We start from the raw sequence: 23,459 nt of genomic DNA on the forward strand, positions 1-23,459 counted from the left end.
GCCGGCAAAAGGTTTGCGTGACGGAAGCAGGCGGGTCGCACTTTCCTTCGCAAGCAGAGGTCTCAATAACATGGCGACGGCCTATAATCCCGCCACACACACGCCCGATGATGCTGCTAAGGGCGGAACGTTCCGGTCTGCACAAGGCTCCGTCCATGAAGTCGTCCCCCAAGCAACCTGCCTCGCCCCAGAACCCGGCACTCAGCCCCAGCCACCTGGATTTTCCGGTGGTGGGCATCGGTGCATCGGCAGGCGGCCTGGAAGCGATCTGTACGCTGTTCCGGCAAATGCCCAGCGATTGCGGCATGGCCTTCGTCGTGGTCCTGCACCTGTCCCCCGACCACCAGAGCGTCGCCGACCGCATCATCCAGGACACCACGCAAATGCCGGTGCGCCAGGTGACCGAACCGGTGCCCATCGAGCGCAACCATATCTACGTGATTTCACCGGCCAATCGCCTGTCCACCAACGACGGCTACCTGCGGGTGACCCCGGCCAACCGGCGCCGTGGCGACCACGTGGCCATCGACCTGTTTTTCCGTGACCTGGCTGACGTGCACAAGGACCACGCCTTCTGCGTGGTGTTGTCCGGTACCGGTGCCGATGGCGCCGTGGGCCTGTCGCGGGTCAAGGAGCAAGGCGGTGTGACCCTGGCGCAGACACCGGACGACGCCCAGTACGACAGCATGCCCCGTGCCGCCATCGAGACCGGCATGGTCGACCTGGTGCTGCCGGCGGCAGAAATGCCGCAGAAGCTGCTGGAGCTTTGGCGCAATGCCCGCCAGGTCAGGCTCCCGGAAATCGAGGACGACACCCTGCCTCCGGCCTTGGGCACCCGTGTCGGCGATGCCCAGGCCAGCGAGCCGATGCTCGAAGAGATCCTGCTGCAGTTGCGCAGCAATACCGGCCACGACTTCCAGCACTACAAGCGCGCCACGGTACTGCGACGCATCGAGCGCCGCCTGCATGTGACCGGCCAGGCAGACCTGGCGGCCTACCTGCATTACCTGGAACAGCACCCCGCGGAATCCAGGGCGTTGCTGGCCGACATGCTGATCGGCGTGACCAATTTCTTCCGCGACCGCGAAGCCTTCGAAGCCCTGGAGCGCCATGTGCTGCCGCAGCTGGTCTGCGAACGCGACCCGGCCGAGGGCGCGGACGAGATACGCGTGTGGTCGGCCGGCTGCTCCACCGGCGAAGAGGCGTACAGCCTGGCCATGCTGGTTTGCGAGCAGCTGGCACTGGAGCAGCGCTCACACAAGGTGCAGGTTTTCGCCACCGACCTGGACGAACGCGCCATCGGCATCGCCCGCAGTGGCTCATACCCCGAGGCGATCGTCACCGACGTGCCGCCCAGCCGGCTGCGCCAGTTTTTCGTCAAGGAAGACCAGCATTACCGGGTGCGCAAAGAGGTTCGCGAAAAGGTGCTGTTCGCCCGGCACAACCTGCTGTCGGACCCACCGTTCTCGCAGATCGACCTGATTGTCTGCCGTAACCTGCTGATCTACCTGGACCGCGAGATGCAGCGTGACATCCTGCAGATGTTCCACTTTGCCCTGCGCCCGGGTGGCTACCTGTTCCTCGGTTCGTCGGAGTCGGCCGACGTGGCCAATGAACTGTTCGCCCCGGTGGACAAGCGCAATCGCATTTTCCGCGCACTCGATGCCAGCAATACCGGCCGCCGTTCCGGCCGTCAGCTGCCCGGCACTTCTGCCGCCGGCAGGCCCCAGGAAGCGCTGGCCAAGGCCAAGCCGGGGCGCAAGCCATCGTTCGCCGACCTGCACTACCGCGCCCTGGCGCGTCGCATGCCGCCCAGCCTGATCGTCGATATCGATGGCAATATCCTGCACATGAGCGAAGGCGTGGGGCGTTTCCTGCAAGTGGCCGGTGGCGAACCGAGCCGCAGCTTGCTCAACCTGGTGCTGCCGCCCCTGCGCCTGGCCCTGCGCAGCACCTTGTTCCAGGCGCGCCAGGGGACCGAGGCGGTCACCTCGCGCCCTGTCGACCTGGCGGAAACCATGGGCAAGCTGCAGGTGGAAATCACCGTGCAGCCATACAGAGACGACCTCAGCGGTAGCGATTGCCTGCTGGTGGTATTCGAGGAGCGCGCGCCTGATCCGTCCCTGCCGATGCCTGGTGTCATCCGCCAGACCGACAGCATGGTCTTGCACAACCTCGAGCGCGAACTGCAGCGTACCCGCCTGCAACTGCAGGAAACCATCGAGCAGTCAGAGGTCTCCAGCGAGGAACTGACGGCTTCCAACGAAGAGATGCAGGCCATCAACGAGGAGTTGCGGTCGGCCAGCGAAGAGCTGGAAACCAGCAAGGAAGAGCTGCAGTCGATCAACGAGGAGTTGCTCACGGTCAACTACGAGCTGAAGAACAAGGTCGAGGAAACCGACAAGGTCAACGACTACCTCAGCAACCTGATCGCCTGCACCGAGATCGCCACGGTGTTCGTCGACCGCAACTTGCATATCCGTTGGTTCACGCCGCGCGCCACCGACCTGTTCAACATGCTGCCGGTCGATACCGGCCGTTCCCTGCTCGACATCACCCACCGCCTGGATTACCCGGCACTTGCCGACGATGCCCGCGCCGTGGCTCAGGGCGAGGCCATCATCGAGCGTGAAATCGGCGGCCAGGGCGATCACTGGTACCTGGCGCGCCTGCTGCCCTACCGCTCCAGCGAACAGAAAATCGACGGCACGGTGCTGACCTTCATCGACATCAGTAGCAGCCATGCCGCCGAAGAGCGCGTGCGCCTGGGCGAAGAGCGCCTGAGCAAGCAGCTGGCCGAGACGCAGAGTACCAGCCACATGAAGGACGAGTTCTTCGCCGTCATGTCCCATGAACTCAAGCACCCGCTCAACCTGATACAGCTCAATGCCGAAATCCTGCGCCGCCTGCCGTCGCTGCGGAACATCAGTGCAGCGAGCAAAGCCGTGGGTACCATCTGCGACGCGGTAACCAGCCAGGCGCGGATCATCGACGACCTGCTGGATGTGGCGCGCATTCGGACCGGCAAGCTTAAGCTCAAGACCGGACCTGTGGATCTGCTCGCCCTCCTGCAGGGCATCCACGATGTGGTGGTGAGCGAGCAACGCCCCTGCCCGGTTCGCCTGGAGCTGCCCGCCGACACCCTGCCGGTGATGATCGAAGGTGACGTTACCCGTCTGGAGCAGATCATCTGGAACCTGCTCAACAACGCGCTGAAGTTCAGCCCGGCGGGCAATGAGATACGCCTGGTGCTGAGCCACGACGAAGACCACGCGCGGCTGCAGGTGATCGACCATGGCGTAGGCCTGAGCCACGACAGCCTCGAGCACATCTTCGACCTGTTCAGCCAGGCTACGCCGCAACAGGCCAGCCACAGCCGCGAGGGCCTGGGCATCGGCCTGTCGCTGGTACGGCAACTGGTCGAGGCCCATGGCGGTACCGTACGCGCCAAGTCACCGGGGCTTGGCCTGGGCTGCACCTTTGAGGTCACCCTGCCACTTTGCGATACGCAACTCCCGCAGCGTGAGCAAGGCTCGGAGCCACTGAGCGAGGGCCGCCTTAATGGAATTCGCGTGTTGCTGGTGGACGATTCCGTAGAAGTGCTGGCGGTAATGCAGGAGCTGCTGGAAATGGAGAGCGCCACTGTCAATGCCTTCAGCAAGCCGCGTGAGGCCCTGGACGCCGCTGCGGGTGAGGAATACGACATCATCCTGTCCGACATCGGCATGCCGGTGATGGACGGCCATGCGTTGATCAAGGCCCTGCGTGGCTACGTGCACCTGCGCCATACCCCGGCCATCGCCCTGACCGGTTATGGCGCCAGTGCCGACCAGTACAAGTCGCGCCAGTCGGGCTTCGACCGGCACCTGAGCAAGCCGGTGGGCTATGACGAGCTGGTGGAGGCCATCGAGGCGCTGAGCGGCTCGGTGCCCTACTGACCGTTGGTCGCTTTAAACGCAACGTTCATTGCCGCCGGGGGCCGAATCTACATGGAATGAGGGATTCGCCCGGGAGCCTGAATGAAACCAGTCAAGCATCGCGCAACGATCATCTGTCGGCATGGCAAACAAACCCATAAATGGCTGTGGGTGAGAAAGCCCAACGCCGCCTGGGCCCTGCCCGGCGGCAAGATAGAGCCCGGCGAGACGCCAATACAGGCAGCGGAGCGTGAATTGCTTGAGGAAACCGGGTTGCAGGCAGAATCGCTGACCTTGTTGATGCGCCATGAAGCGGCAGAGCGCATGCATTATGTGTTCGAAGCGGAGTTCGCCGGCGCCCCGCATCCCAAGGCGCTGCATGAAATTGCCGATTGCCGGTTCGCTCACCCGGACCACGTGCCCATGCTCAAGGACGAGATCAAGCTGCTGATCCGCTCGTTGCTGGCGTGTGACCGGGCAATGGCAGCGTCGGTCAGATAGATCTTCTTGACCTGTGCCGGCCCTTTCGCGGGTGAACCCGCTCCCACAGGTTCGGTGGAATGCCTGTGGGAGCGGGTTCACCCGCGAAAGGGCCGGCACAGGAATCAGCTAGGCATGCACACTCCACTGACAAGCCTCCGCCTCGATCGGCATCTCGTCTATGGCATGGATCATCCCGTTCGCCAATGCCTCCCGGGGCCCGAGTATCCGCGGGTAGGCCATCAGATACCGTGGTACATCCAGCACCTCGTCCGCCCCTTCGGTCCGCTCGGCGACGATTTGCGCGTACAGCCGCAGGTCATAATCCAGGCTCATCGCATATTCAGCCATGCGTGAGTGGTCGACCGAGCCATGCAAGGTCCAGTGGAAAGGATGAAACAGGAACTTGCTGTAACTGCATGCCGTGCGCCGTTCCCCGGCCAGGAAGATGATGTTGCCCATGGATTCCACCGTGCCCAGGTTGTGGGTATGCACCTCGACCGGTAACGCCCGCAGAAAGTTGTACAAGGTAAACCCGTAGCTGCACTCGCCGCCCATGGTGGCGATGTTCAGTTGCAGGACGTCGGCGCCCTGCTGCAACGCCCGCGAACAGGTGTTGATCAGGTTGCCGCAGGTGGATGAATTGATAGGCCCGGTGAAGTGGATGATATGTCTGGCCATGCTTGCCTCCAGGGTTGGCAGGTCATTCCTTGGTTGAATGCGCATCGTCACCCTGCCCGGCCATCTGCCGGTATTGCTTGCGCAGGGCATGCAGCTCGGCCGGATCCATGTCTTCAAGGTCCAGCAGCGCCTTGTGCGCCTTTTGGGTGGTGCGCAACAGCTCATCGATCTTGATGTGCAGTTCGTCGTTGTCGCGGTTCTGGGTGTTCTGGATCAGGAACACCATGAGGAAGGTGATGATGGTGGTCGAGGTGTTGATCACCAGTTGCCAGGTGTCGTTGAAGCCGAACAGCGGCCCGGTCACTGCCCAGATCAGGATCAGCAGGCAGGCGATGCCGAAGGTCAGCGGGCGGCCGGCCCAATTGGCCAGCCATTGGGCGAAACGGTCGAATTTCATCCTGGTGCCCTTCCTCGTAGCAGGTATGCGGTGGAAACGCCGCGGGCCGCAAAGTTCCACGCCGCATCAGCCTTTTCCGTTGGTCAACCGTGCTGAACCCTGGCCGCTGTTCACCAGTCGCACCTTCAGAGTGACCGAACAAGGACTGGCAATGAGGAAGGCAGCGTGAGCGATATCCGCATCGGCATCTCCGGTTGGCGCTACGGCCCGTGGCGCAAGGATTTTTACCCGAAGGGCCTACCCCAGGACGACGAACTGGCGTTCGCTTCGCGGGCGGTCAACAGCATTGAAATCAACGGCTCGTTCTACAGCCTGCAAACACCCGAACGCTACCAGGGCTGGCATGACCAGACGCCGCCCGGCTTCGTGTTCGCGGTAAAAGCCCCGCGCTACATCACCCATGTACGCCGGCTCAAGGACATCGAAGAAGCAGTGGCCAATTTTTTCGCTTCCGGGCCGCTGCTGCTCGGCAAGAAGCTCGGGCCATTCCTGTGGCAGTTTCCACCCAACATGAAGTTCGACGAGGCCCGCTTCGCCCGTTTTCTCGAACTGTTGCCGCACAGTCGCAAGGCTGCCCGCGAATGCGCGCAGGGGTGTGCGCAACGGCTGCGGGACAACGGCAGCACCGATATCAAGGGCAACGCTCGGCTGCGCCACGCTGTGGAGATCCGCAACGAAAGCTTTTTGTGCGAAGCCTTCATCAAGCTGCTGCGCAAGCACCGGGTAGCGCTGGTCGTGGCCGACAGCGCCGGGAAATGGCCGTATGTCGAAGACCTTACCGCCGACTTCGTGTACATGCGCCTGCATGGCGATGTCGAGCTGTACAGCAGTGGCTATACCGCCCAGGCGCTGCGGCGCTGGAAGCAGCGCATCCAGCACTGGAGCCAGGGCCGCCAGGCCGACGATGCCCAGCTGGTGGTACCTGGGCCGCCACCACGGCGCGCTGCCCGGGACGTCTACTGCTATTTCGACAACGACCAGAAAGTCCATGCGCCTTATGACGCCCGGCGCCTGTTGCAGAAGCTGTCGCTTGACCATGAACTGATGACCGAGCCTGGCGTGGTGCCGGAGGTGACCCTGTGAACAGGACCCTGCCTGCCCCGCACGGCATCATCGACAAGATCACCGCCGTGCGTCGGCTGAATGTGCTGACGTTGAACGTGCACAAGGGCTTCACCTTCTTCAATCGGCGCTTCATCCTGCCCGAGTTGCGCGAAGCCGTGCGCGCCACCGGCGCCGACCTGGTGTTCCTGCAGGAGGTGCACGGCAGCCACCAGCAACATGCCCTGCGCCACCCGGCCTGGCCGGATACGCCACAGTACGAGTTCCTGGCCGACAGCATGTGGCCGCAGTTCGCCTACGGCCGCAATGCGGTGTACCCCCATGGGGACCACGGCAACGCGCTGCTGTCGAAATTCCCCATCAGCCGCTTCGACAACCTGGATGTCTCGGTGCAGGGCAACGAGCAGCGCGGGCTGCTGCATTGCCAGCTGGAGGTGCCGGGCCATGACCAGGTGCATGCGGTGTGCGTGCACCTCGGCCTGCGCGAGGCCCATCGGCAACGCCAGGTAAAGCTGCTGCTGGACCTGCTCGACAGCCTGCCGCCCAAGGCGCCGGTAATCATCGCCGGCGATTTCAACGATTGGCGGCTGAAGGCCGATGCCGTGCTGAGCGAACACCTGGTAGAGGCCTTCGGCGAACATTTCGGCACCCCGGCGCGCAGTTTTCCGGCGCGTCTGCCGCTGTTGCGCCTGGACCGCATCTACCTGCGCAATGCCATGCCCGGCACGGCCCAGGTGCTGTCCAAGTACCCGTGGTCGCACCTTTCCGACCACGCCCCTCTGGCTGCGGAGATCAAACTGTGAACCGACCCTGGGTAGACGGCAACAGCGTGCAGTTGCTGATCAATGGCGAGCAATACTACCCCCGCGTGTTCGAGGCCATGGCCCAGGCACGGGAGGAAATCCTGCTGGAGACCTTCATCATTTTCGATGACAAGGTTGGGCAGCAGTTGCAGCAGGTGCTGATCGATGCCGCCCAACGCGGCGTGCGTGTCGAAGTGGCCGTGGATGGATACGGCACGGCCGATCTGCCCGACTCCTTCATTGCGGCCATGACCGATGCCGGGGTCAGTTTCCACGCCTTCGACCCTCAGCCAAGGCTGGTGGGCATGCGCACCAACCTGTTCCGGCGCCTGCACCGCAAGATCGTGGTCGTCGATGGCGAGCGGGCCTTCATTGGCGGCATCAACTACAGCGCCGACCACCTGGGCGACTTTGGTGCCATGGCCAAGCAGGACTATGCCGTGGAAGTCGCCGGCCCGGTGGTGGCGCAGGTGCATGCCGCCAGCAAGCGCTTGATGTCGCCGGTGCTGCAGCCGCCCAGCGCGGTACGGCCGCTGACCGAGCCTGCCGGTACCTGCAGCGCCGTGCTGGTCGAGCGCGACAACGGGGTGCGCAGCACTGATATCGAAGCCCACTACCTGCAGGCGTTTCGCAGCGCCCGGCAGCGCATCGTGGTGGCCAACGCGTATTTCTTCCCGGGCTACCGGTTGATGCGTGAACTGCGCAATGCGTCCCGGCGTGGCGTGGAGGTGCGGCTGATCCTGCAGGGCCAGCCAGACATGCGCTGGGTGCGGGCGCTGTCGCGGCTGTTGTACAACTACCTGCTGCGCGATGGTGTGGCCATTCACGAGTATTGCCAGCGGCCGCTGCACGGCAAGGTGGCGCTGGTGGACGATGAGTGGGCCACGGTCGGCTCCAGCAACCTGGACCCGCTCAGCCTGTCGTTCAACCTGGAAGCGAACCTGTTCATCCGTGACCGTGCCTTCAACCAGCAGCTCAACCAGCACCTGCAGCAGCTGGCCCACGAACAATGCAAGCCGGTCACCCTGGAACGCATGGTTCGCGGATACTGGTGGCGGGCGCCGTTGATATTCGTGTGCTTCCACGTGATCCGCCATTTCCCGCGGATTGCCGGCTGGTTCCCGGCGCACCGCCAGCACCTGCGCTCGGTGCAGCCGGAGGCCGAGGCACAGGGTGACTACCACGAGGGCCAAACCTGATGGCGCGTAAGAACTGGCAAACCTGGGGCAAGCGGCTGTTCACCCTGGCATTCCTGATCCTGATCCCTGCGCTATTGTACCTGCTGGCGCGCAACCTGGACTGGAACGAGGTGCGCCAGTCGTTGCTGGCCTACAAGCCCGGCACTCTGGCCATAGGCCTGGCGCTGGCCGGGTGCAGTTACCTGACGTTCGCCAGCTACGACCTGCTGGCCCGAGCCTACACCGGCCACCACCTGCCGGCACGCCAGGTTTTGCCAGTGGCTTTCGTGTGCTATGCCTTCAACCTCAACTTCACCACCTGGGTGGGTGGCGTTGCCTTGCGCTACCGGCTGTACAGCCGCCTGGGCCTGGACACGGCTACCATCACCCGCATCCTCACCCTGGGCCTGCTGACCAACTGGATGGGCTACATGCTGCTGGCTGGCACCGTGTTCGCCTTGCGCCTGGTCGAGCTGCCCGCCAACTGGGCGGTCGGTGCCAGCGGCCTGCAACTGATCGGCGTGGTGTTGCTGGCGATTGCCGCTGGCTACCTGCTGGCCTGTGGCTTCGCCAAAAAGCGCACCTGGCGCTGGCGCGACCATGAGGTAACGCTGCCGTCGCTGCGCCTGGCGCTGTGCCAGGTGGTACTGGGTGCCAGCAACTGGGCGCTGATGGCGCTGCTGATCTTCTGGTTGCTGCCTGGCGAAGCCTTTTACCCGTCGATTCTTGGCATCCTGCTGATCAGCTGCGTTGCTGGTGTGGTTGCGCATATCCCGGCCGGGCTGGGTGTGCTGGAAACGGTGTTCCTGGCCCTGCTGCATGGGCAGCTTGCCCAGGGCACGCTGGTGGCGGCCCTGCTGGGCTACCGCACGCTGTACTACCTGGTGCCGCTGTTGCTGGCGGTGCTTGTCTACCTGATCCTCGAGAAACGCGCCAAGGCCATGCGCCGGCGCGACAAGCCTGCCTAGACCTGACAAGGGCCATTGGCCCGGGAGGTGGCAAATGCGTGGCGCTGTCTTGAAGCCGATGTTGATACTGATGGTGGCCAGCCTGCTCAGCGGCCAGGCCCTGGCCGAAGCCTGCAACGTGCTCACTCGCTCCTCCAGCGAGGCGGTAACGCCGGTGGAGCGACACAGCTGCTACAGCTACAGCAACCTGCCCGCCGAAGCGATCAACTGGTCGTGCAGCAATGAGAGCAAGGACATGCTCAACAGCGAAAAGCACAAGGTCGCGCGCTGTGCCGATGGCAGCGTTGGCAGTTGCATCGCGCCATTGACCCAGGAGGCATTGGCCAACCCCAAGGCAACTGGCGGTGACAAGCCGTCGTTGCCCAAGGATGCGCGGGTAATCACCTACTACTACGACACCCCCAGCCTGGGCCAGGCCCGCACCGATTGCGAACGTAGCAACGGCATCTGGCAGACTCACTGATTCTGCCGGCTTGGCGCGTGTTTTGTAGGAGCGGCCTTGTGTCGCGAAAGGGCCGCAAAGCGGCCCCGGCAATTTTCCGTGCGAAGCTGAAATTCTGGGGCCGCCTCGCGGCCCGTTCGCGACACAAGGCCGCTCCTACAGGATCATCACAGCCCCTATGCAGAACCTATGAGACGGCGATGTTTCAGGGCGAAATCGGGTCACTCGCCGGGAAAGTCTCGTCCAGCGCATTGTCCACGGCACTTTCCTTGGTTTTTTCCCCGCAGTGGCAATCCGGCATCCGGCACGGCTCGCCATTGCGATGCCCGTTGGCACAGGCCTCGCAGCAATACACCTTGCCTTCGAGCCGCAAGGCATTGGCATCCACGGTGCAGGAACAATCTGCACAGGCACAACGCAACTCGTTCATGGCTTGCTCTCCTCGTCATCGATCACATCATCGGTCCACGGTTCGCCATCAAGCGGTGCGGAGCGGGCCAGTTCGGCTTCGTCCAGGCCTATGCCGCCGCCAATCTCATTGGCCTCTACCCGCCTAAGGGTCTTGTCTGCAGGGCCACCGCTGCCACCGGGTTCGTGCGGGTCACGGGCACCGGTCTCGTCCAGCAAGGTGTCCGGGCTCAGGTCGTCGTAGGTGACGTTGTCCTCGTGCAGGCTGTCGCTCAACGCCTCGCCGCCAGTCATGCCGCTTTCGGCCACGCGCCGGGGCGGGAACTCGCGGGCCACGTCCGCGGCCGGTCGCTCGTCACCCGCACGCCCCTCGCGCTCGTCCAGGCGCTCGTCGAAGTCCAGTTCATGCACGCTGCCCATGCGGTCTTCGGTGTCGTCGATTTCAGTGGGGGTATAGGGCTTCGGTTTATCTGTTCGGGCCATGTGCGTTCTCCGTCAGGTGGCTTCATTCGGTCGACTGCACTTGCTGTTTGAAGATTCAGAGTTTTTTTGAACTACCGCCCGGGCCGTTGCCTCCCAGATTAGAGACTGCGAACCGCCCGGAGCCCGCCATGGCCAAGCCCCTGCAGGAATATGCGCGCAAGCGCGACTTCAATGCCACGCCCGAGCCCAGCGGCAAGCGCAGCCGTGGCAAGCGGGCCCACGCGCTGCAGTTCTGCATCCAGAAGCACGATGCCAGCCACCTACACTACGACTTCCGCCTGGAACTCGATGGCACGCTGAAAAGCTGGGCCATCCCCAAAGGGCCGTCGCTGGACCCCAAGGTGCGCCGCCTGGCCGTGCACGTGGAGGACCACCCGCTGGACTACGCCGACTTCGAAGGCCATATCCCCGAAGGGCATTACGGCGCGGGCGACGTGATCGTCTGGGACCGGGGCATCTGGGAGCCCGAAGGTGATGCGCATGAGGCCTATGCCAAGGGCAAACTGCGTTTCCGCCTGCAAGGCGAAAAGCTCGGCGGTGTATGGAACCTGTTCCGCACCCACCTGGCCGGCAAGAAGGAGCAGTGGATGCTGGTCAAGTCGCACGACGGCCAGGCGCGTAGCGAAGCCGAGTACAGCATCGTCGACGCCCAGCCCGACAGCGTGCTCAGCGACCGCACGCTGGTGCCGCGCAAGCCGACAGCAAAAAAGGCCGCCGCGCCACGTCGCAAAGCCGCCAGCAAAGGCCGGAAGGTGCCGTTGCCGGCGCAGCTGCAGCCACAACTGGCGACCTTGGTCGACTCCCCGCCCAGTGGCGACTGGCGCTACGAGGTCAAGTTCGACGGTTACCGCATCCTTGCCCGCATCGACGGTGATGACGTGCGCCTGTTCACCCGCAATGGCCATGACTGGAGCGGCAAGATGCCCAGGCAGGTTGCCGCTTTGCGCGCGCTGGGCCTCGATTCGGCCTGGCTCGATGGCGAGGTGGTGGTGGCTGGCGAAAACGGCGCGGCGGACTTCCAGGCGCTGCAGAACGCTTTCGACACCGAGCATGACGAGCACATCACCTATTACCTGTTCGACCTGCCCTTCCTGGGCAGCCAGGACCTGCGCCAGTTACCGCTGCAGGACCGGCGAGACACCCTGCAGCGCCTGCTGGAGCACAACGAATCGGACGTGCTCAAGTACTCCGACGATTTTGACCAGCCGGTCGAATCCCTGCTCGACAGCGCCTGCCGGCTGCAACTCGAAGGCCTGATCGGCAAGCGCGTCGACAGCCCCTACAGCGGCCGCCGAAGCCCCGACTGGATCAAGCTCAAGTGCAAGCAGCGCCAGGAGTTCGTGATCGTCGGCTACACCGACCCCAAAGGCAGCCGCAGCGGCTTTGGTGCCCTGCTGCTGGCCTTGCACGACAACGACAGCGGCGAGTTGCGCTATGCCGGCAAGGTCGGCACCGGCTTCAGTGCAACCACGCTGGCCAGCATCCATGCCCGGCTCAAACCATTGGAAACCGCCAAGCCGGCCCTGCCCAACCCGCCCACCGGGGCCGAAGCCCGGGGCGTGCACTGGCTGAAACCGCAACTGCTGGCCGAAGTCGCCTATGCCCAGATGACCCGTGACGGCATCGTGCGCCACTCGGTGTTCCACGGCCTGCGCGATGACAAACCGGCTACCGCCATCGACCTGGAGCGCAGCATGCCCGCCAAGACCCTGCCCAAGCGCAAGCAGGCCAAGGCCCCCGAGGCTTTGGGCGAGCTGCGCCTGACCCACCCCGAGCGGGTGGTCGACGCCACCAGCGGCGTTACCAAGCGCGAGGTCGTCGAGTACTACGCCGCTGTCAGCCAATGGATACTGCCCCAGCTCAAGAATCGCCCGGTGGCGCTGGTACGTGCTCCGGATGGGCTGGCCGGGGAGCTGTTCTTCCAGAAGAACGCCGGCCAGTTGCATCTGCCCAACGTGCTCAGCTATGACAAGGCCGAGGCCGGCCAGGCGGCGATGGTCATCAATCGCGCCGACACCTTGATCGGCGCGGTGCAGATGAACATGCTCGAACTGCACACCTGGAACGCCACCGACAAGGACTTCGACAAGCCCGACCGCTTCGTCCTCGACCTTGACCCGGACCCGGCACTGCCGTGGAAGGCCATGCTGGAAGCCACCCAACTGGCCCTCACCTTGCTGGATGAGCTGGGCCTGAAGGTGTTTCTCAAGACCAGTGGCGGCAAAGGCATGCATCTGGTCGTGCCCCTGACCCGGCGTGCCAGCTGGGATGAAGTCAAGGCATTCAGCCACGGCATCGTCGATTACCTGGCCAGGTTGTTCCCCGACAGGCTCAGTGCCGTGTCCGGGCCCAAAAATCGCATCGGGCGCATCTTCATCGACTACCTGCGCAACGGCAAGGGGGCTACCACCGCCTGCGCGTATACCCTGCGCGCCCGCGAAGGCCTGCCGATATCCGTGCCGATCTGGCGCGAGGAACTGCCGCAACTCAAGGGCGCCAACCAGTGGAACATCGGCAACGTGCTTGAACGCCTGGGCTATGTCGACGACCCCTGGGCCGATTATGGCAAGACCAGGCAATCGATCACCGTGGGCATGCGCAAGCAGCTGGGGCTGGCCTGATGACGGCTTGCCTTCAGCGCTACGCCCGCAATGCCTCACCAAGGAGCCGAGCCCATGAGCATTGTCCAGGATTTTGACCTGACCAACCTCGATCGCCTGTTGCGAGCCTTCGGCGAGCGGCAGCAACCGCTCAACCTCGATACCCAGTTGCCGCAGCTGATTCAGGCACTACAAGCCGACCACCTCGACCTGCTGCCCCTGCCCGGCCAGGGCAATACGCTACGGCGCTGGCAAACCCTCGCCCGGGTGGCAGGCTGTGACCTGGCCTTGGCCAAGCTGTACGAGGGCCACACCGACGCGTTGGCGATCCTTGCCGAATGCGCGGCTGCACACCACGCTGCCGACGGTATATGGGGCGTGTGGGCCGCCGAACCGCCGGATGCCCGCGCCTGCATTGTCGCCCGTGATGGCGACCAGGTCCGCCTGGAGGGTCGCAAGGCCTGGTGTTCGGGCGCACTGCAGATCGACCGGGCGCTGGTCACGGCCTGGGACCAGCACGACCAGCCCCAGCTGGTGGCCATCGAACTGTCCCATCCCAGCCAGGGCCTTGCCATAGAACGCTGGCAGGCCATTGGCATGGCCACCACCGCCAGTGTCGAAGTCGAGTTCAACCACACCCCTGGCATCGCCATCGGCCGCCCCGGGCAATACCTGTCACGCCCCGGCTTCTGGCATGGCGGTGCTGGCATTGCAGCCTGCTGGTACGGCGCCGCCGAAGCCTTGGCCGACTACCTGCGCGAACACTGCCGCAACCCCCGCCCCGACCCACATGCCGACGCTCACCTGGGCGCAGTCGACTCCGCCTTGTACGGCGCCAGGGCGGCACTGCGCGAATGCGCGGCATGGATCGACCGCCAGCCAGGCTCAGACGCCAGCTTCGAAGTGCGCCGCACCCGCGCCCAGGTAGAACAGGCCGTTGAACAGGTGATCCACCACGTTGGCCGGGCGCTGGGCGCCACTCCTTTCTGCCGTGACAACCACTTTGCCCGGCTGAGTGCCGACTTGCCGGTGTTCCTGCGCCAGAGCCATGCCGAGCGCGACCTGGCGGCGCTCGGGGAGCAATTGGCAAAACAGCCGGCGGGAGTCTGGCAACTATGAGCGAGAACCTGATCCAGGCGAACAGCGGTACACCGTGGGCGGACTGGCAGCAGGCCGCGCACCTGGCCAGGGCCACCTGGATCACCCCTCAGCAATTGTGCCCGCCGGGCCGCCGCCTGGTGCTGCTGGCACCGCACCCCGATGACGAGATTCTCATGGCCGGCGGGCTGCTGGCGGGCTTCCACGGCCGGGAAGACGACCTGGTGTTGATCTCCGCCACCGATGGTGAAGCCAGCCACCCTGGCTCTACCCACTGGAGCGAACGCCGCCTGCGCCGGCAAAGGCCACTGGAGAGCCACCATGCCCTGCAACAGCTTGACCTAGACCTCGGCCGCCTGGACTGGCGACGGCTCCACCTCAAGGACGGCGCGTTGCCACGTGACGAGGCATTTCTGCTCAACCACCTGAGCCAGTTGCTCAGGCCTGACGACCTGCTGATGGCTACCTGGAGCGGCGATGGCCACTGTGACCACGAAGCCGTAGGCCGGGCTGCCGCGCAGGCGGCCCGGATGCGCAAGGCGCAATGCCTGGAAGTACCCGTGTGGGCGTGGCACTGGGCACGACCGGACGACCCGCGTCTGCCGTGGCCGCGTGCCCACCGCATTCAGCTGGACGAGGCCCGCCTGGCCCGCAAGCGCAAGGCCCTGGCCGCCCATGTCAGCCAACTCGAACCGGACGGCCAGCGCCCGCCCGTACTGCCGCCGAACTTGCTGGATTGTCTGCTGCAACCTTTCGAACTGGTGTTCCTGTAAATGGAGTTGTCATGAGCCTCGACCCACAGTATTTCGCCGACCTGTACGCCACCAGTGAAGACCCTTGGGCCTTTCGCACCCGCTGGTACGAAAAGCGCAAGCGCGAGCTGGTCATGGCCTGCCTGCCGCGCCAGTGCTACCAGCGCGTGTTCGAGCCCGCTTGCGCCAATGGCGAGCTCAGCGCCTTGCTGGCCGAGCGTTGTGCCAACCTGGTGTGCCAGGACCTGGACCCTACTGCGGTAGCGCTGGCCGGTGAACGCTTGGCTGGGCTGCGCAATGTCTCGGTGGAACTGGCGCGGCTGCCGGCGGACTGGCCAGGTGGGCGTTTCGACCTGATCGTGCTGAGCGAGGTGGGTTACTACCTAGACCCGACCGACTGGTTGCAGGTGATCGAACAGTCGGTGGCCAGCCTGACCTACGACGGCGGGCTGCTGGCCTGCCACTGGAAGCATCCCATCGTCGGCTGCCCGCAGGACGGGCGTGAAGTGCACCGCATGCTGGCCCGGCACCTTCCGCTGTATCTGCAGTTCCAGCATGACGAGGCGGACTTCTTGCTGGAGTACTGGTCCTCTCAGCCCAGCGTGGTCGAACTCGATGAGACCTGCCCATGATTGCCGTGGTGATCCCGGCCCACAATGAGGCCCGGCGCCTTGGGCGCTGCCTGCGGGCAGTACAGGCTGCCGCCCTGCAGGCGCAGCAGGCGGGGCACCAGGTGGAGGTGCTGGTGGTGCTGGACCGCTGCAGCGATGGCAGCGCCGCCGTGGCAAGGCGGTTCGGTGTACAGGTGCTGACCGTGGATGCCGGCAACGTCGGTATGGCCCGCCGGGTGGGCGCGGCATACATGCTCGAGCGCGGCGCGCAGTGGCTGGCGTGCACCGATGCCGACAGCCGGGTGCCGGCGCACTGGCTGCTGTCGCAACTGGCCTGCAGGGCCGAGGTAGTGTGCGGCACGGTGCACGTCGAGTACTGGCAACCCTGGCAGACAGCGGCCTTGCGCAAGCTGTACCATAGCCGTTACCAGGCACATGAAGGGCATCGGCATGTGCATGGGGCCAATCTGGGGGTGTGTGCCGACGCCTATGATCGCGTGGGCGGCTTCCAGCCACTGGCGGCGCATGAGGATGTGCAACTGGTCAGCGACCTGCAGGCCAGTGGTGCGCAGATCGTATGGACCGCCAGGCACAGCGTGGCCACCAGCAGCCGGCGCGACAGCCGCGCCCGCGAAGGGTTTGGTGATTATCTGGCGGGGTTGCAGACTCAGATCTGATGCTGGTTTGCAGGCGGCGCGTACCCTGTGGTAGCAACTGTCTTGCTCAAATTCTAAAAGTTGGCGCGATCCCTGTGGGAGCGGCCTTGTGTCGCGAAAGGGCTGCAAAGCAGCCCCAGCAATTTCAACTGTTGCGCATCAATCCTGGAGCCGCGTTGCGGCCCTTTTGCGACACAAGGCCGCTCCCACAGGTACAGCGACAACCTCGAGAGCAACGCTGTACCTGTGGGAGCGGCTTTAGCCGCGAAGAATTCAACGCGGTGCATGGCACCGGCTGCGCCGGTGTTCGCGGCTAAAGCCGCTCCCACAGGGGGCCGCGTTATGTACAGTTCCATGCGAGCTGGCTTGCGGGGACGATCTCTTTCACGACGCCTTGCGTGTCTTCTTCGCCGGCTTCTTGCCACCGAGGCTGCGCTTGAGCAGTTCGGTGAGGTCGAGGATGTCCGCGCCTTTCCCTGCTTCCGTCGCCTCGCCCTTCTCCACGGTCTCGATCTTGCCCTTGCTGGCCTTTTCTTCCACCAGGTCCATGATGGTCTGGCGAAAGGCATCGTGGTAATCCGCAGGCTTCCACTGCCCGCTCATGTCTTCGACCAACCGCTTGGCCATGTCCAGTTCGCGCTTGTCCACCTTGGCCTCGGTGACGCTGCTGTCCAGCTCCAGCGTTTCCAGCCCACGCACTTCTTCAGGCCAGCGCAAGGTGATCATCACCAGTGCATCATCCAGCGGCCGCAACAACGCCAGGTGCTGGCGGGTGTGCAGCACCACCGTGGCCAGCGCCACCTTGCCGGTCTTCGCCAGGGTTTCGCGCAGCAAGGCGTATACCTTGCCGCCACGGCGGTCGGGGGTAAGGTAATACGGCGTGTCGAAGTGCTGCAGCGGGATCTCGCCAGCCTCCACGAAGGAGAAGATATCGATCGTCTGGGTCGCCTCGGGCCGGGCCTTGCGGATTTCCTCCTCGCTGATCACCACATAGCGGCCCTTCTCGAACTCGACGCCCTTGACGATGTTGTCCTTGTCGATTTCCTTGCCAGTGACCTTGTTCACCCGCTTGTAGCCGACCGGCTCCATGCTGCGCTTGTCGAGCCAGTCGAAATCGACCCGCTCGGTGCGCACCGCGGTATTGAGGGCCACGGGGATATGCACGAGGCCGAAACTGATGGCGCCTTTCCAGATTGCCCTAGCCATTGAAGGTGCTCCCAGGGTTGCCTGCCAATACCTGAATCGACTGCAACGGGCGGCGAAGGTTTAAACGCCCCGTCCTACGGCAGCGGGTTGCCGCCGGTCACGCCGAACACCTCGCCGGTGATGTAGCTGGACTCCTGGCTGGCCAGCAACACATACACCGGCGCACACTCGGCGGGTTGCCCCGGTCGCTTCATCGGCGTTTGTGCGCCGAACTCGGGGATTTTCTCCGGCGGCTGGCCGCCACTGGGCTGCAGCACGGTCCAGATAGGCCCCGGGGCCACGGCATTGACCCTGATGCCGCGCTCGATAACCTGCTTGGCCAAGGCCTTGGTAAAGGCGACGATCGCGGCCTTGGTGGTGGCATAGTCGAGCAAGGTGGCCGAAGGCTGGTAGGACTGGATCGAGGCGGTATTGATGATGGTCGCCCCCGCCGGCATCAGCGGAACAGCTGCCTGGCACAGCCAGAACAGCGCGTAGACGTTGGTTTTCAGGGTGTGATCGAACTGTTCGTGGCTGATCTGGCTGATGTCCTTGCGCGCCTCCTGCTTGCCGGCGACGTTGACCAGGATGTCCAGCCCGCCAAGTTGCTCATGGGCCTGGTCGACCAGCTCCTTGCAGAACTGCTCATCCTTCAGGTCACCGGCAATTGCCACCACCTTGCGGCCTTCGGCTTCAATCAGCTTGATGACTTCGCGGGCATCGGGTTGCTCGATGGGCATGTAGTTGAGGGCAATGTCGGCACCCTCACGGGCAAAGGCGATGGCCACTGCACGGCCGATGCCCGAATCCGCACCGGTGATAAGCGCCTTGCGCCCTGCCAGGCGGCCAAAACCCTTGTAGGTGGTTTCGCCGTGGTCTGGCTCGGGCTGCATGTTGGCATCCAGCCCCGGTGCTGGTTGGCCTTGGGCCGGGAATGGTGGATGCGGGTACTGGGTCAGCGGGTTCTGCATGCTGAACTGGTCGTGGGGTTTGTTAGGCATGGGGGCCTCTCCTCTGGTGTACCGGTGTTGGCCCATTCGCGGGCTTGCCCGCGAAGGCCGTCTTACCGTTTTCGAGGAGAGCCCTCATCGATGGTTTTTTTCGACTGGCCCAAACACCGACCAGCGGTCACACCGGGCTAAACAGCACCCGCCTGAAGGCCTCGGCAGCCAAGTGCACCTGTACCGCCCAGTCCTGCGCCGCGTCACTGCCGGCATCATCGGAAATGTACTTCAGGCACACGAACGGGATGCCTTCGCTGCGTGCGATTAGCGCCAACACGTAGGCTTCCATGTCGACCACGTCATAGGGTGCATCGCCATGGTTGATCTCGAAGCTGTCACCACTGCCGCAGGTCTCCAGGGGCAGGCCGGGGATCTGCGCCCCATGCTCCAGCACCACCGGGATGTCCGACAAAGGTGTCTGGTAACGGGCGAAGCCCAGTGGGGTCACGTCCATGTCGCGCTGCACGAAGCGGGTGCAGCACACCACCTCGCCCTTGCCATGGCGCTGGCTGCCGGCCGAGCCGAGGTTGACGATCAGCCTGGGCCGGCGCGCAGCAATGGCCTTGGTCAGGGCGATGGCGGCATTGACCTTGCCGATGCCGGTGAACACGGTGTTGACGTCAGCGAATACATCGCCGGCCTCGGCTTCGAGGGCGAAGACAAACAACGTGTCGTCCAGGGAAATGTCGGGGAATTGCTTGATCAGCATCATGGCGCAGGTGGTTCCGGGTGGCTGCGAAAGGCGCGGCCATTTTCGGTCAACCCCGGCTAATTGCAAGCCCCGGCGGCCACCACGGCTCGTAATGCCTGCGCCCTGCCCAAGCCTGCAGCGCTGGCCTGGGCCAGGCATTGCAGCTGCTGGTCGGCATGGGTGCCATCGCGCAGCAGGCGCTGTGCATGCAGGAAGGCGCGTTCGGCGTCTACAGTGTCGATCGGCAACTGTTCCTGCAACTGGGCCAACCAACCTACGGCCGTGACCGGCTGCTGCTCATGCAGGCCAATGAACTCGCCCTGGCGCCCATGGCGCATGGCGCGCCAGTAGTTTTCCTGGGTGATCCAGCGCTGCTCGCGGTTGCAGGCGGACGAGTCGTGCCGGTACACGATGCTGTGCTCGACCAGGTGGCGAAATAGCGCGGCGATGCACAGCGCGTCCTCCAGCCGCGGGCAGCCATCGCAGATGCGCAGTTCGACCGTCGGGAAGCGCCGTGAAGGCCGGATCGCCCACCAGAAGTCGCCATCCGCGGCCAGCGACCCTGTGCGTTGCAGCAATGCACGGTAGCGCTCGTAGGCAGCCCAGTCCGGCAACGGCTCGGGCAAACCCATGTGCGGCCACTCCCCGCAAATTACCCGCCGGTAGCTCATGTAGCCGGTGCACTGGCCTGCCCACAGCGGGGATGACGTGCTCAGCACCAGCAACAGAGGCAGCCAGCCCAGAACACGGTTGATCAATTGGATGCGGTCGCAACCTGGCGGTACGCCCACGTGAACATGCAGGCCGTTGAGCAGGCTGCGCCGCGCCACATGCCGGTAGTCAGCGAACAGTTGCTGGTAATGCGCAGGGGTTGCAGGTTTCTGACGCAGCCAGGCGGCATTGGGGTGGCTTGCCGCGCCGTACAGGCCCATGCCCTCTTCGGCCAGCGCTGTGTTCAGCCGCTGGCGGCTGTGCTGGAAGAACTCGCGTGCCTCGAACAGGTTGGCGAACACCGGCGAGGCCACCTCGATCTGGCTGCGGAACATTTCCTGGGCAAAATGCTGGCCCAGCGCCTTGCGACAACGCCCGAGCACGGCTGGCGAAGGTGTGGCTGGCACCTGCCCCGTGTCCAGGTTCACCAGCAGGTATTCTTCCTCGATGCCGAACGTGCAGGGTCGGGCCATGCTGCCTCAACTGTTGCGGGTGACTGTGAGCACCACCGCGGCGATGCGCTCGACCTGCTCGTAACCGGGTTCGTTCAGTTGCTCGCCAAACACGTCCGGGTCGATTTCCCGATACACCCAGGACCATTCCGGGCCTGCCAGGCGCAGGCGAATGGCTTCGAGCAAGGCATCACGGCCTTCGCTTATCGCCACGCCGGTATACAACAATAGCGAGCCCCCCGAGCCGAGCCGCTCGCAAGCTTGCTCGACGATACGCAGCGAAAGCTGCGCGCCGAGCGAACCACCGCCATGCCGATAGGTACGTTGGCAGGCATCCAGCATGTACGGCGGGTTGGCAACGATAAGGTCGAACAGCCCGGTAATGCCGTCGAGCACGTCACTGGGTTCCACGGAAACATTGCTCAACCCCGCCAATGCCGCGTTGATCGCGGTATAACGCAGCGCGAGCGGGTTGATATCCACGGCGCTGACCTGGGCATGGGGCGCCGCGCGGGCGATCAGCAAGGCGCCGACACCCGTGCCGCACCCGATATCCACGGCATGCTCGACACGCTTGGGGGTGCGTTGCAGGTGATCGTGAATCACTTGGGCGAAACGGTAACTGTCGGGGCCGAGAAACACTGCGTCGGTTTCCTCGGTGGGGTAAGCAGAGTGCAGCAGCAGCAGGTCGTCGATCGTGGACCAGCGCACGGTGCTGATCAGCAGTTCTCCGTGCTGCTTGAGCACCTGGGCCCGCCGCATCTGGTCCAGCTCATCGGCAGAAACCAATGACGAACGGAACGGGCGGCTCCAGCCGAACACATCGCGCACTGTCCTGGCTTGCCCGGCTTCCGGGCGCGCATTCACGCGAGCATGGGTTGCCGGGGTGACACAGGTGAAGCGGTAGCCGTCGGCGCGCAGGCGCCTGCCCAATTGCAGCATTGCCTGGTCAGCCTGGATTTGTTGTGGATCGAGCAGCATCAGCGGGTTACCTCCTGATTCAGGCCGGTAGCACGCAAGTAGCGCCGTGTGGCCAGCAACCCTTCCGGTGTCGCATGACGGTTACCGGACATCGTGTCGATCAACGTCTGGATATCGGCGTCCGGGGCAGGAGTCGCGAGCGTATCATCCGATTCCACCTTCACCTCCCAGCTGCCGGGCAGCACGCGACACCCGCGGGCTTGCAAGCCTGCAGCGATCCAGTCGTGCCATAGCTGTTTTTCATACGCCGTGAACACGCCATACATCGGTGCCGAGGGGCCATCGATGAGTCCCCACCAGCGGCTGTTGGCGGGTGCTTCACCACGGCGGATCCAGCCCTGTGCCTGCAAGGCTTGCAGAAACGCGGGCATGGCACCGGGCTCGGCCAGCCATTGGTTGACGGTGCGTTTTTGCAAGCGGCAATGGTCGGAATGCATGAATTGGCCAAAATTGCGCTTGCGCTCCAGTGCCGACAGCAGCTCGGATTCAAGATCGAAGCTGCTGATCAGGCTGGGTGTATCAAGCCCCAGGTCATTCAAGCGGTACCCGCTGCGCACCCGCTGGTAGAACTGACCAGCGTCGTCGACCGGGCAGAATTGGCGTAGCGCCTGGATGGACAGATGCGCATGCCCGCTGGCCGCGTTGTCGATGGTCACATGGAGCTGGAAATAATGGCCATCGATGCCCACTTCCGCCAGTTCGTAAGTGGTAATCAGCAAATGCAACGGTGGTTGTTCATAGCCCAGGTTGTAGCCGATCAGCTCGGGAAGAAAATCATCGCCATGGCGCCCCAATGCCAACTGCAAGGCACCTTGCAGGTAACGCTGGTCGTCCAATTCAGGCAGGCCCAGGCAACCCAGCCGGCTCAACAGCCGTTGGTAGATCAGCACATGGTTGCAGCGCGGATCACCGCCACCCAGTTCTTCCAAGTAGGTGCGAATCAGGCCGTGATAGCGCGGATCGCCCCAGTGACGCAAGGTGCTGTGCAGCCATGCCCCGTCCACTGCCTTGGTGGGCGCCACTTGTTGCAGGAACCACAACGCCTGGGCGCGGTTGGCAAAGTAGCGCCGAGGTGCGCCTTGGCGGCGTTGTTCGAGGTAACCGGCATAGGCTTCGGCCACCTGGCTTGCATGGCCAGCGCTCCAGGCTTCCAGCTGAGCAGGATCGGCAGGCAGGTCATCCGGCAAACGCTGCGCGCGTGCCAATTGTTCGCTCAGCCAGGCTTTGCTCGTGGTGTCGTGGCTCACGAGCAGCTTGTGGTAACGCTCCTTCAGGCTTGGCCCAGTTGCCGAAGCCGGTATCACCGCGCTGGTCTTGCGGGTCATTACCGTCATGCCGTAGTCCTTGTCCGCGTTTTATTGGCTGGGTTTCTGCCCGGGCATCGGTTCAGGGTCCGGCGCAGGTTGGGGAGCAGGTTTGTCGCTGGGTTGCTGCATCTGCAGCGAAGGTTTGCTTTGGTCGGCATCCTTTGCCGGGTGGTCGTTGTCCCGGTCGAAACAGCCACCCAGCAAGCCAAGCGTGCCCACCAGCGCTATCAGGGGGATCAATCGCATGGGGTTCTCCTCATGTGCAGAATCGCAGTGCCCGATCACCCGGGCACTGCGTAGGCTCACTTACGAACGGCCGCCCTTGCGGCCCGATTCGCTGGTACGGCCACCACCGGATTGCTGGCCGCCCTTGCGCCCAGCTTCGGAGGCTTTTTCGCGGTCATTGGCAAAGTTGCCCGGGTTCTTGTTGCCACCCTGGCTGCCTTGCTGGTTGCCGGTGCGGCTGTTCTCTTTGTTGGCCATGGTCTTAAACCTCGTATGACTTCGGAATGCACGGCATTACCCGCCGTACACCTGTTGGGAGTTCGGTCATTTCGGCGGATTCGGTTTAATGCGAAGCGTTCGGACCAGC

General features: G+C 64.0%; 24 protein-coding genes. 12 read left to right on the top strand and 12 right to left on the bottom strand.

The genetic code is table 11. From position 1 onward, the window contains the following. The first annotated feature begins 155 nt into the window (after window positions 1–155). Both MJ643_RS18080 and MJ643_RS18085 read left to right on the top strand, forming a co-directional pair. The gene (locus tag MJ643_RS18080; RefSeq protein WP_208209473.1) at window positions 156–3,938 is read left to right on the top strand and encodes a CheR family methyltransferase; all 3,783 of its coding nucleotides are present in this window, start codon (window positions 156–158) and stop codon (window positions 3,936–3,938) included. Window positions 3,939–4,019: 81 nt separating this feature from the next. Further along, on the top strand, window positions 4,020–4,418 hold the full coding sequence (locus tag MJ643_RS18085; protein WP_208209472.1) for an NUDIX hydrolase: 399 nt from the start codon (window positions 4,020–4,022) through the stop codon (window positions 4,416–4,418). Between the two features lie 108 nt (window positions 4,419–4,526). On the opposite strand, the gene MJ643_RS18090 is transcribed toward MJ643_RS18085, so the two are convergent. Next, window positions 4,527–5,078 (bottom strand): ATP-dependent Clp protease proteolytic subunit, encoded by a 552-nt coding sequence (locus tag MJ643_RS18090; protein WP_208209471.1) that lies wholly within the window; start codon window positions 5,076–5,078, stop codon window positions 4,527–4,529. Window positions 5,079–5,100: 22 nt separating this feature from the next. Continuing rightward, complete coding sequence (locus MJ643_RS18095; RefSeq protein ID WP_003259456.1) at window positions 5,101–5,475, bottom strand: low affinity iron permease family protein; 375 nt, start codon at window positions 5,473–5,475, stop codon at window positions 5,101–5,103. A 165-nt stretch (window positions 5,476–5,640) separates the two neighbouring features. On the opposite strand from MJ643_RS18095, the gene MJ643_RS18100 reads away from it, so the two are divergent. From MJ643_RS18100 to MJ643_RS18120, 5 genes are read left to right on the top strand one after another with little or no spacing between them, the layout of a single operon-like run. Beyond that, on the top strand, window positions 5,641–6,558 hold the full coding sequence (locus MJ643_RS18100; RefSeq protein WP_023661126.1) for a DUF72 domain-containing protein: 918 nt from the start codon (window positions 5,641–5,643) through the stop codon (window positions 6,556–6,558). Continuing rightward, complete coding sequence (locus tag MJ643_RS18105) at window positions 6,555–7,340, top strand: endonuclease/exonuclease/phosphatase family protein (protein WP_024087135.1); 786 nt, start codon at window positions 6,555–6,557, stop codon at window positions 7,338–7,340. The genes MJ643_RS18100 and MJ643_RS18105 overlap by 4 nt, the downstream gene beginning before the upstream one ends. Continuing rightward, window positions 7,337–8,539, top strand: a complete 1,203-nt coding sequence (gene clsB, locus MJ643_RS18110; protein ID WP_013972627.1) for a cardiolipin synthase ClsB — start codon at window positions 7,337–7,339, stop codon at window positions 8,537–8,539. Before MJ643_RS18105 ends, clsB begins: the two co-directional genes overlap by 4 nt. Further along, window positions 8,539–9,486, top strand: a complete 948-nt coding sequence (locus tag MJ643_RS18115; RefSeq protein ID WP_013972628.1) for a lysylphosphatidylglycerol synthase domain-containing protein — start codon at window positions 8,539–8,541, stop codon at window positions 9,484–9,486. The genes clsB and MJ643_RS18115 overlap by 1 nt, the downstream gene beginning before the upstream one ends. A 34-nt stretch (window positions 9,487–9,520) precedes the next feature. Beyond that, window positions 9,521–9,949: a hypothetical protein gene (locus MJ643_RS18120; protein WP_208209470.1), complete on the top strand. Its 429-nt coding sequence runs from the start codon at window positions 9,521–9,523 to the stop codon at window positions 9,947–9,949. Window positions 9,950–10,133: 184 nt separating this feature from the next. On the opposite strand, the gene MJ643_RS18125 is transcribed toward MJ643_RS18120, so the two are convergent. Then, entirely contained in the window at window positions 10,134–10,358 is a 225-nt protein-coding gene (locus MJ643_RS18125; RefSeq protein ID WP_023661123.1) for a metallothionein, read from the bottom strand. Further along, complete coding sequence (locus MJ643_RS18130; RefSeq protein ID WP_038409647.1) at window positions 10,355–10,819, bottom strand: hypothetical protein; 465 nt, start codon at window positions 10,817–10,819, stop codon at window positions 10,355–10,357. Before MJ643_RS18130 ends, MJ643_RS18125 begins: the two co-directional genes overlap by 4 nt. A gap of 128 nt (window positions 10,820–10,947) precedes the next feature. Between MJ643_RS18130 and ligD the strand changes: the two genes are divergently transcribed. From ligD to MJ643_RS18155, 5 genes are read left to right on the top strand one after another with little or no spacing between them, the layout of a single operon-like run. Then, window positions 10,948–13,440, top strand: coding sequence for a DNA ligase D (ligD, locus tag MJ643_RS18135; protein ID WP_208209469.1), 2,493 nt, complete (start codon window positions 10,948–10,950; stop codon window positions 13,438–13,440). Between the two features lie 54 nt (window positions 13,441–13,494). Beyond that, window positions 13,495–14,538 carry an acyl-CoA dehydrogenase family protein gene (locus MJ643_RS18140; RefSeq protein ID WP_208209468.1) on the top strand — a complete coding sequence of 348 codons (1,044 nt, stop codon included), beginning with the start codon at window positions 13,495–13,497 and terminating at the stop codon, window positions 14,536–14,538. Beyond that, window positions 14,535–15,290 carry a PIG-L family deacetylase gene (locus MJ643_RS18145; protein WP_013972634.1) on the top strand — a complete coding sequence of 252 codons (756 nt, stop codon included), beginning with the start codon at window positions 14,535–14,537 and terminating at the stop codon, window positions 15,288–15,290. The genes MJ643_RS18140 and MJ643_RS18145 overlap by 4 nt, the downstream gene beginning before the upstream one ends. Window positions 15,291–15,301: 11 nt before the next feature. Beyond that, on the top strand, window positions 15,302–15,901 hold the full coding sequence (locus tag MJ643_RS18150) for an SAM-dependent methyltransferase (protein ID WP_208209467.1): 600 nt from the start codon (window positions 15,302–15,304) through the stop codon (window positions 15,899–15,901). Continuing rightward, the gene (locus tag MJ643_RS18155) at window positions 15,898–16,557 is read left to right on the top strand and encodes a glycosyltransferase (RefSeq protein WP_013972636.1); all 660 of its coding nucleotides are present in this window, start codon (window positions 15,898–15,900) and stop codon (window positions 16,555–16,557) included. Before MJ643_RS18150 ends, MJ643_RS18155 begins: the two co-directional genes overlap by 4 nt. A 363-nt stretch (window positions 16,558–16,920) precedes the next feature. Here the strand turns inward: MJ643_RS18155 and MJ643_RS18160 are convergent, their stop codons facing one another. From MJ643_RS18160 to MJ643_RS18195, 8 genes are all read right to left on the bottom strand, one after another. Then, window positions 16,921–17,742: a Ku protein gene (locus tag MJ643_RS18160; RefSeq protein WP_015270347.1), complete on the bottom strand. Its 822-nt coding sequence runs from the start codon at window positions 17,740–17,742 to the stop codon at window positions 16,921–16,923. A gap of 74 nt (window positions 17,743–17,816) precedes the next feature. Next, window positions 17,817–18,722: an SDR family oxidoreductase gene (locus tag MJ643_RS18165; RefSeq protein ID WP_013972638.1), complete on the bottom strand. Its 906-nt coding sequence runs from the start codon at window positions 18,720–18,722 to the stop codon at window positions 17,817–17,819. Window positions 18,723–18,849: 127 nt separating this feature from the next. Next, window positions 18,850–19,437, bottom strand: coding sequence for a nucleosidase (locus MJ643_RS18170; protein ID WP_061551227.1), 588 nt, complete (start codon window positions 19,435–19,437; stop codon window positions 18,850–18,852). A gap of 56 nt (window positions 19,438–19,493) precedes the next feature. Next, a complete protein-coding gene (locus MJ643_RS18175) occupies window positions 19,494–20,600 on the bottom strand; it encodes a carboxylate-amine ligase (RefSeq protein ID WP_208209465.1) in 1,107 nt (368 codons plus the stop codon). A gap of 6 nt (window positions 20,601–20,606) precedes the next feature. Beyond that, a complete protein-coding gene (locus MJ643_RS18180) occupies window positions 20,607–21,560 on the bottom strand; it encodes a class I SAM-dependent methyltransferase (RefSeq protein WP_208209464.1) in 954 nt (317 codons plus the stop codon). Then, window positions 21,560–22,894, bottom strand: a complete 1,335-nt coding sequence (locus MJ643_RS18185) for an iron-containing redox enzyme family protein (protein ID WP_208209463.1) — start codon at window positions 22,892–22,894, stop codon at window positions 21,560–21,562. Before MJ643_RS18185 ends, MJ643_RS18180 begins: the two co-directional genes overlap by 1 nt. Before the next feature lie 21 nt (window positions 22,895–22,915). After that, window positions 22,916–23,113: a hypothetical protein gene (locus MJ643_RS18190; protein WP_208209462.1), complete on the bottom strand. Its 198-nt coding sequence runs from the start codon at window positions 23,111–23,113 to the stop codon at window positions 22,916–22,918. A gap of 60 nt (window positions 23,114–23,173) precedes the next feature. After that, window positions 23,174–23,350 carry a KGG domain-containing protein gene (locus MJ643_RS18195; RefSeq protein ID WP_003259933.1) on the bottom strand — a complete coding sequence of 59 codons (177 nt, stop codon included), beginning with the start codon at window positions 23,348–23,350 and terminating at the stop codon, window positions 23,174–23,176. Between the last annotated feature and the right edge of the window lie 109 nt (window positions 23,351–23,459).

This window comes from Pseudomonas sp. PNPG3 (assembly GCF_023093815.1).
In the GTDB taxonomy this organism is placed as follows: Bacteria; Pseudomonadota; Gammaproteobacteria; order Pseudomonadales; family Pseudomonadaceae; genus Aquipseudomonas; species Aquipseudomonas asiatica.

Bases quoted from the DNA above. Each gene is read 5' to 3' on its own strand.
- MJ643_RS18080 (WP_208209473.1), top strand. From the start codon at position 156: ATGAAGTCGTCCCCCAAGCAACCTGCCTCGCCCCAGAACCCGGCACTC.
- MJ643_RS18125 (WP_023661123.1), bottom strand. From the start codon at position 10,358: ATGAACGAGTTGCGTTGTGCCTGTGCAGATTGTTCCTGCACCGTGGAT.
- MJ643_RS18150 (WP_208209467.1), top strand. From the start codon at position 15,302: ATGAGCCTCGACCCACAGTATTTCGCCGACCTGTACGCCACCAGTGAA.
- MJ643_RS18190 (WP_208209462.1), bottom strand. From the start codon at position 23,113: ATGCGATTGATCCCCCTGATAGCGCTGGTGGGCACGCTTGGCTTGCTG.
- MJ643_RS18085 (WP_208209472.1), top strand. From the start codon at position 4,020: ATGAAACCAGTCAAGCATCGCGCAACGATCATCTGTCGGCATGGCAAA.
- MJ643_RS18095 (WP_003259456.1), bottom strand. From the start codon at position 5,475: ATGAAATTCGACCGTTTCGCCCAATGGCTGGCCAATTGGGCCGGCCGC.
- MJ643_RS18185 (WP_208209463.1), bottom strand. From the start codon at position 22,894: ATGACGGTAATGACCCGCAAGACCAGCGCGGTGATACCGGCTTCGGCA.
- MJ643_RS18130 (WP_038409647.1), bottom strand. From the start codon at position 10,819: ATGGCCCGAACAGATAAACCGAAGCCCTATACCCCCACTGAAATCGAC.
- MJ643_RS18120 (WP_208209470.1), top strand. From the start codon at position 9,521: ATGCGTGGCGCTGTCTTGAAGCCGATGTTGATACTGATGGTGGCCAGC.
- MJ643_RS18090 (WP_208209471.1), bottom strand. From the start codon at position 5,078: ATGGCCAGACATATCATCCACTTCACCGGGCCTATCAATTCATCCACC.
- MJ643_RS18170 (WP_061551227.1), bottom strand. From the start codon at position 19,437: ATGATGCTGATCAAGCAATTCCCCGACATTTCCCTGGACGACACGTTG.
- MJ643_RS18165 (WP_013972638.1), bottom strand. From the start codon at position 18,722: ATGCCTAACAAACCCCACGACCAGTTCAGCATGCAGAACCCGCTGACC.
- ligD (WP_208209469.1), top strand. From the start codon at position 10,948: ATGGCCAAGCCCCTGCAGGAATATGCGCGCAAGCGCGACTTCAATGCC.
- MJ643_RS18115 (WP_013972628.1), top strand. From the start codon at position 8,539: ATGGCGCGTAAGAACTGGCAAACCTGGGGCAAGCGGCTGTTCACCCTG.
- MJ643_RS18155 (WP_013972636.1), top strand. From the start codon at position 15,898: ATGATTGCCGTGGTGATCCCGGCCCACAATGAGGCCCGGCGCCTTGGG.
- MJ643_RS18160 (WP_015270347.1), bottom strand. From the start codon at position 17,742: ATGGCTAGGGCAATCTGGAAAGGCGCCATCAGTTTCGGCCTCGTGCAT.
- MJ643_RS18145 (WP_013972634.1), top strand. From the start codon at position 14,535: ATGAGCGAGAACCTGATCCAGGCGAACAGCGGTACACCGTGGGCGGAC.
- MJ643_RS18140 (WP_208209468.1), top strand. From the start codon at position 13,495: ATGAGCATTGTCCAGGATTTTGACCTGACCAACCTCGATCGCCTGTTG.
- MJ643_RS18175 (WP_208209465.1), bottom strand. From the start codon at position 20,600: ATGGCCCGACCCTGCACGTTCGGCATCGAGGAAGAATACCTGCTGGTG.
- MJ643_RS18195 (WP_003259933.1), bottom strand. From the start codon at position 23,350: ATGGCCAACAAAGAGAACAGCCGCACCGGCAACCAGCAAGGCAGCCAG.
- MJ643_RS18180 (WP_208209464.1), bottom strand. From the start codon at position 21,560: ATGCTGCTCGATCCACAACAAATCCAGGCTGACCAGGCAATGCTGCAA.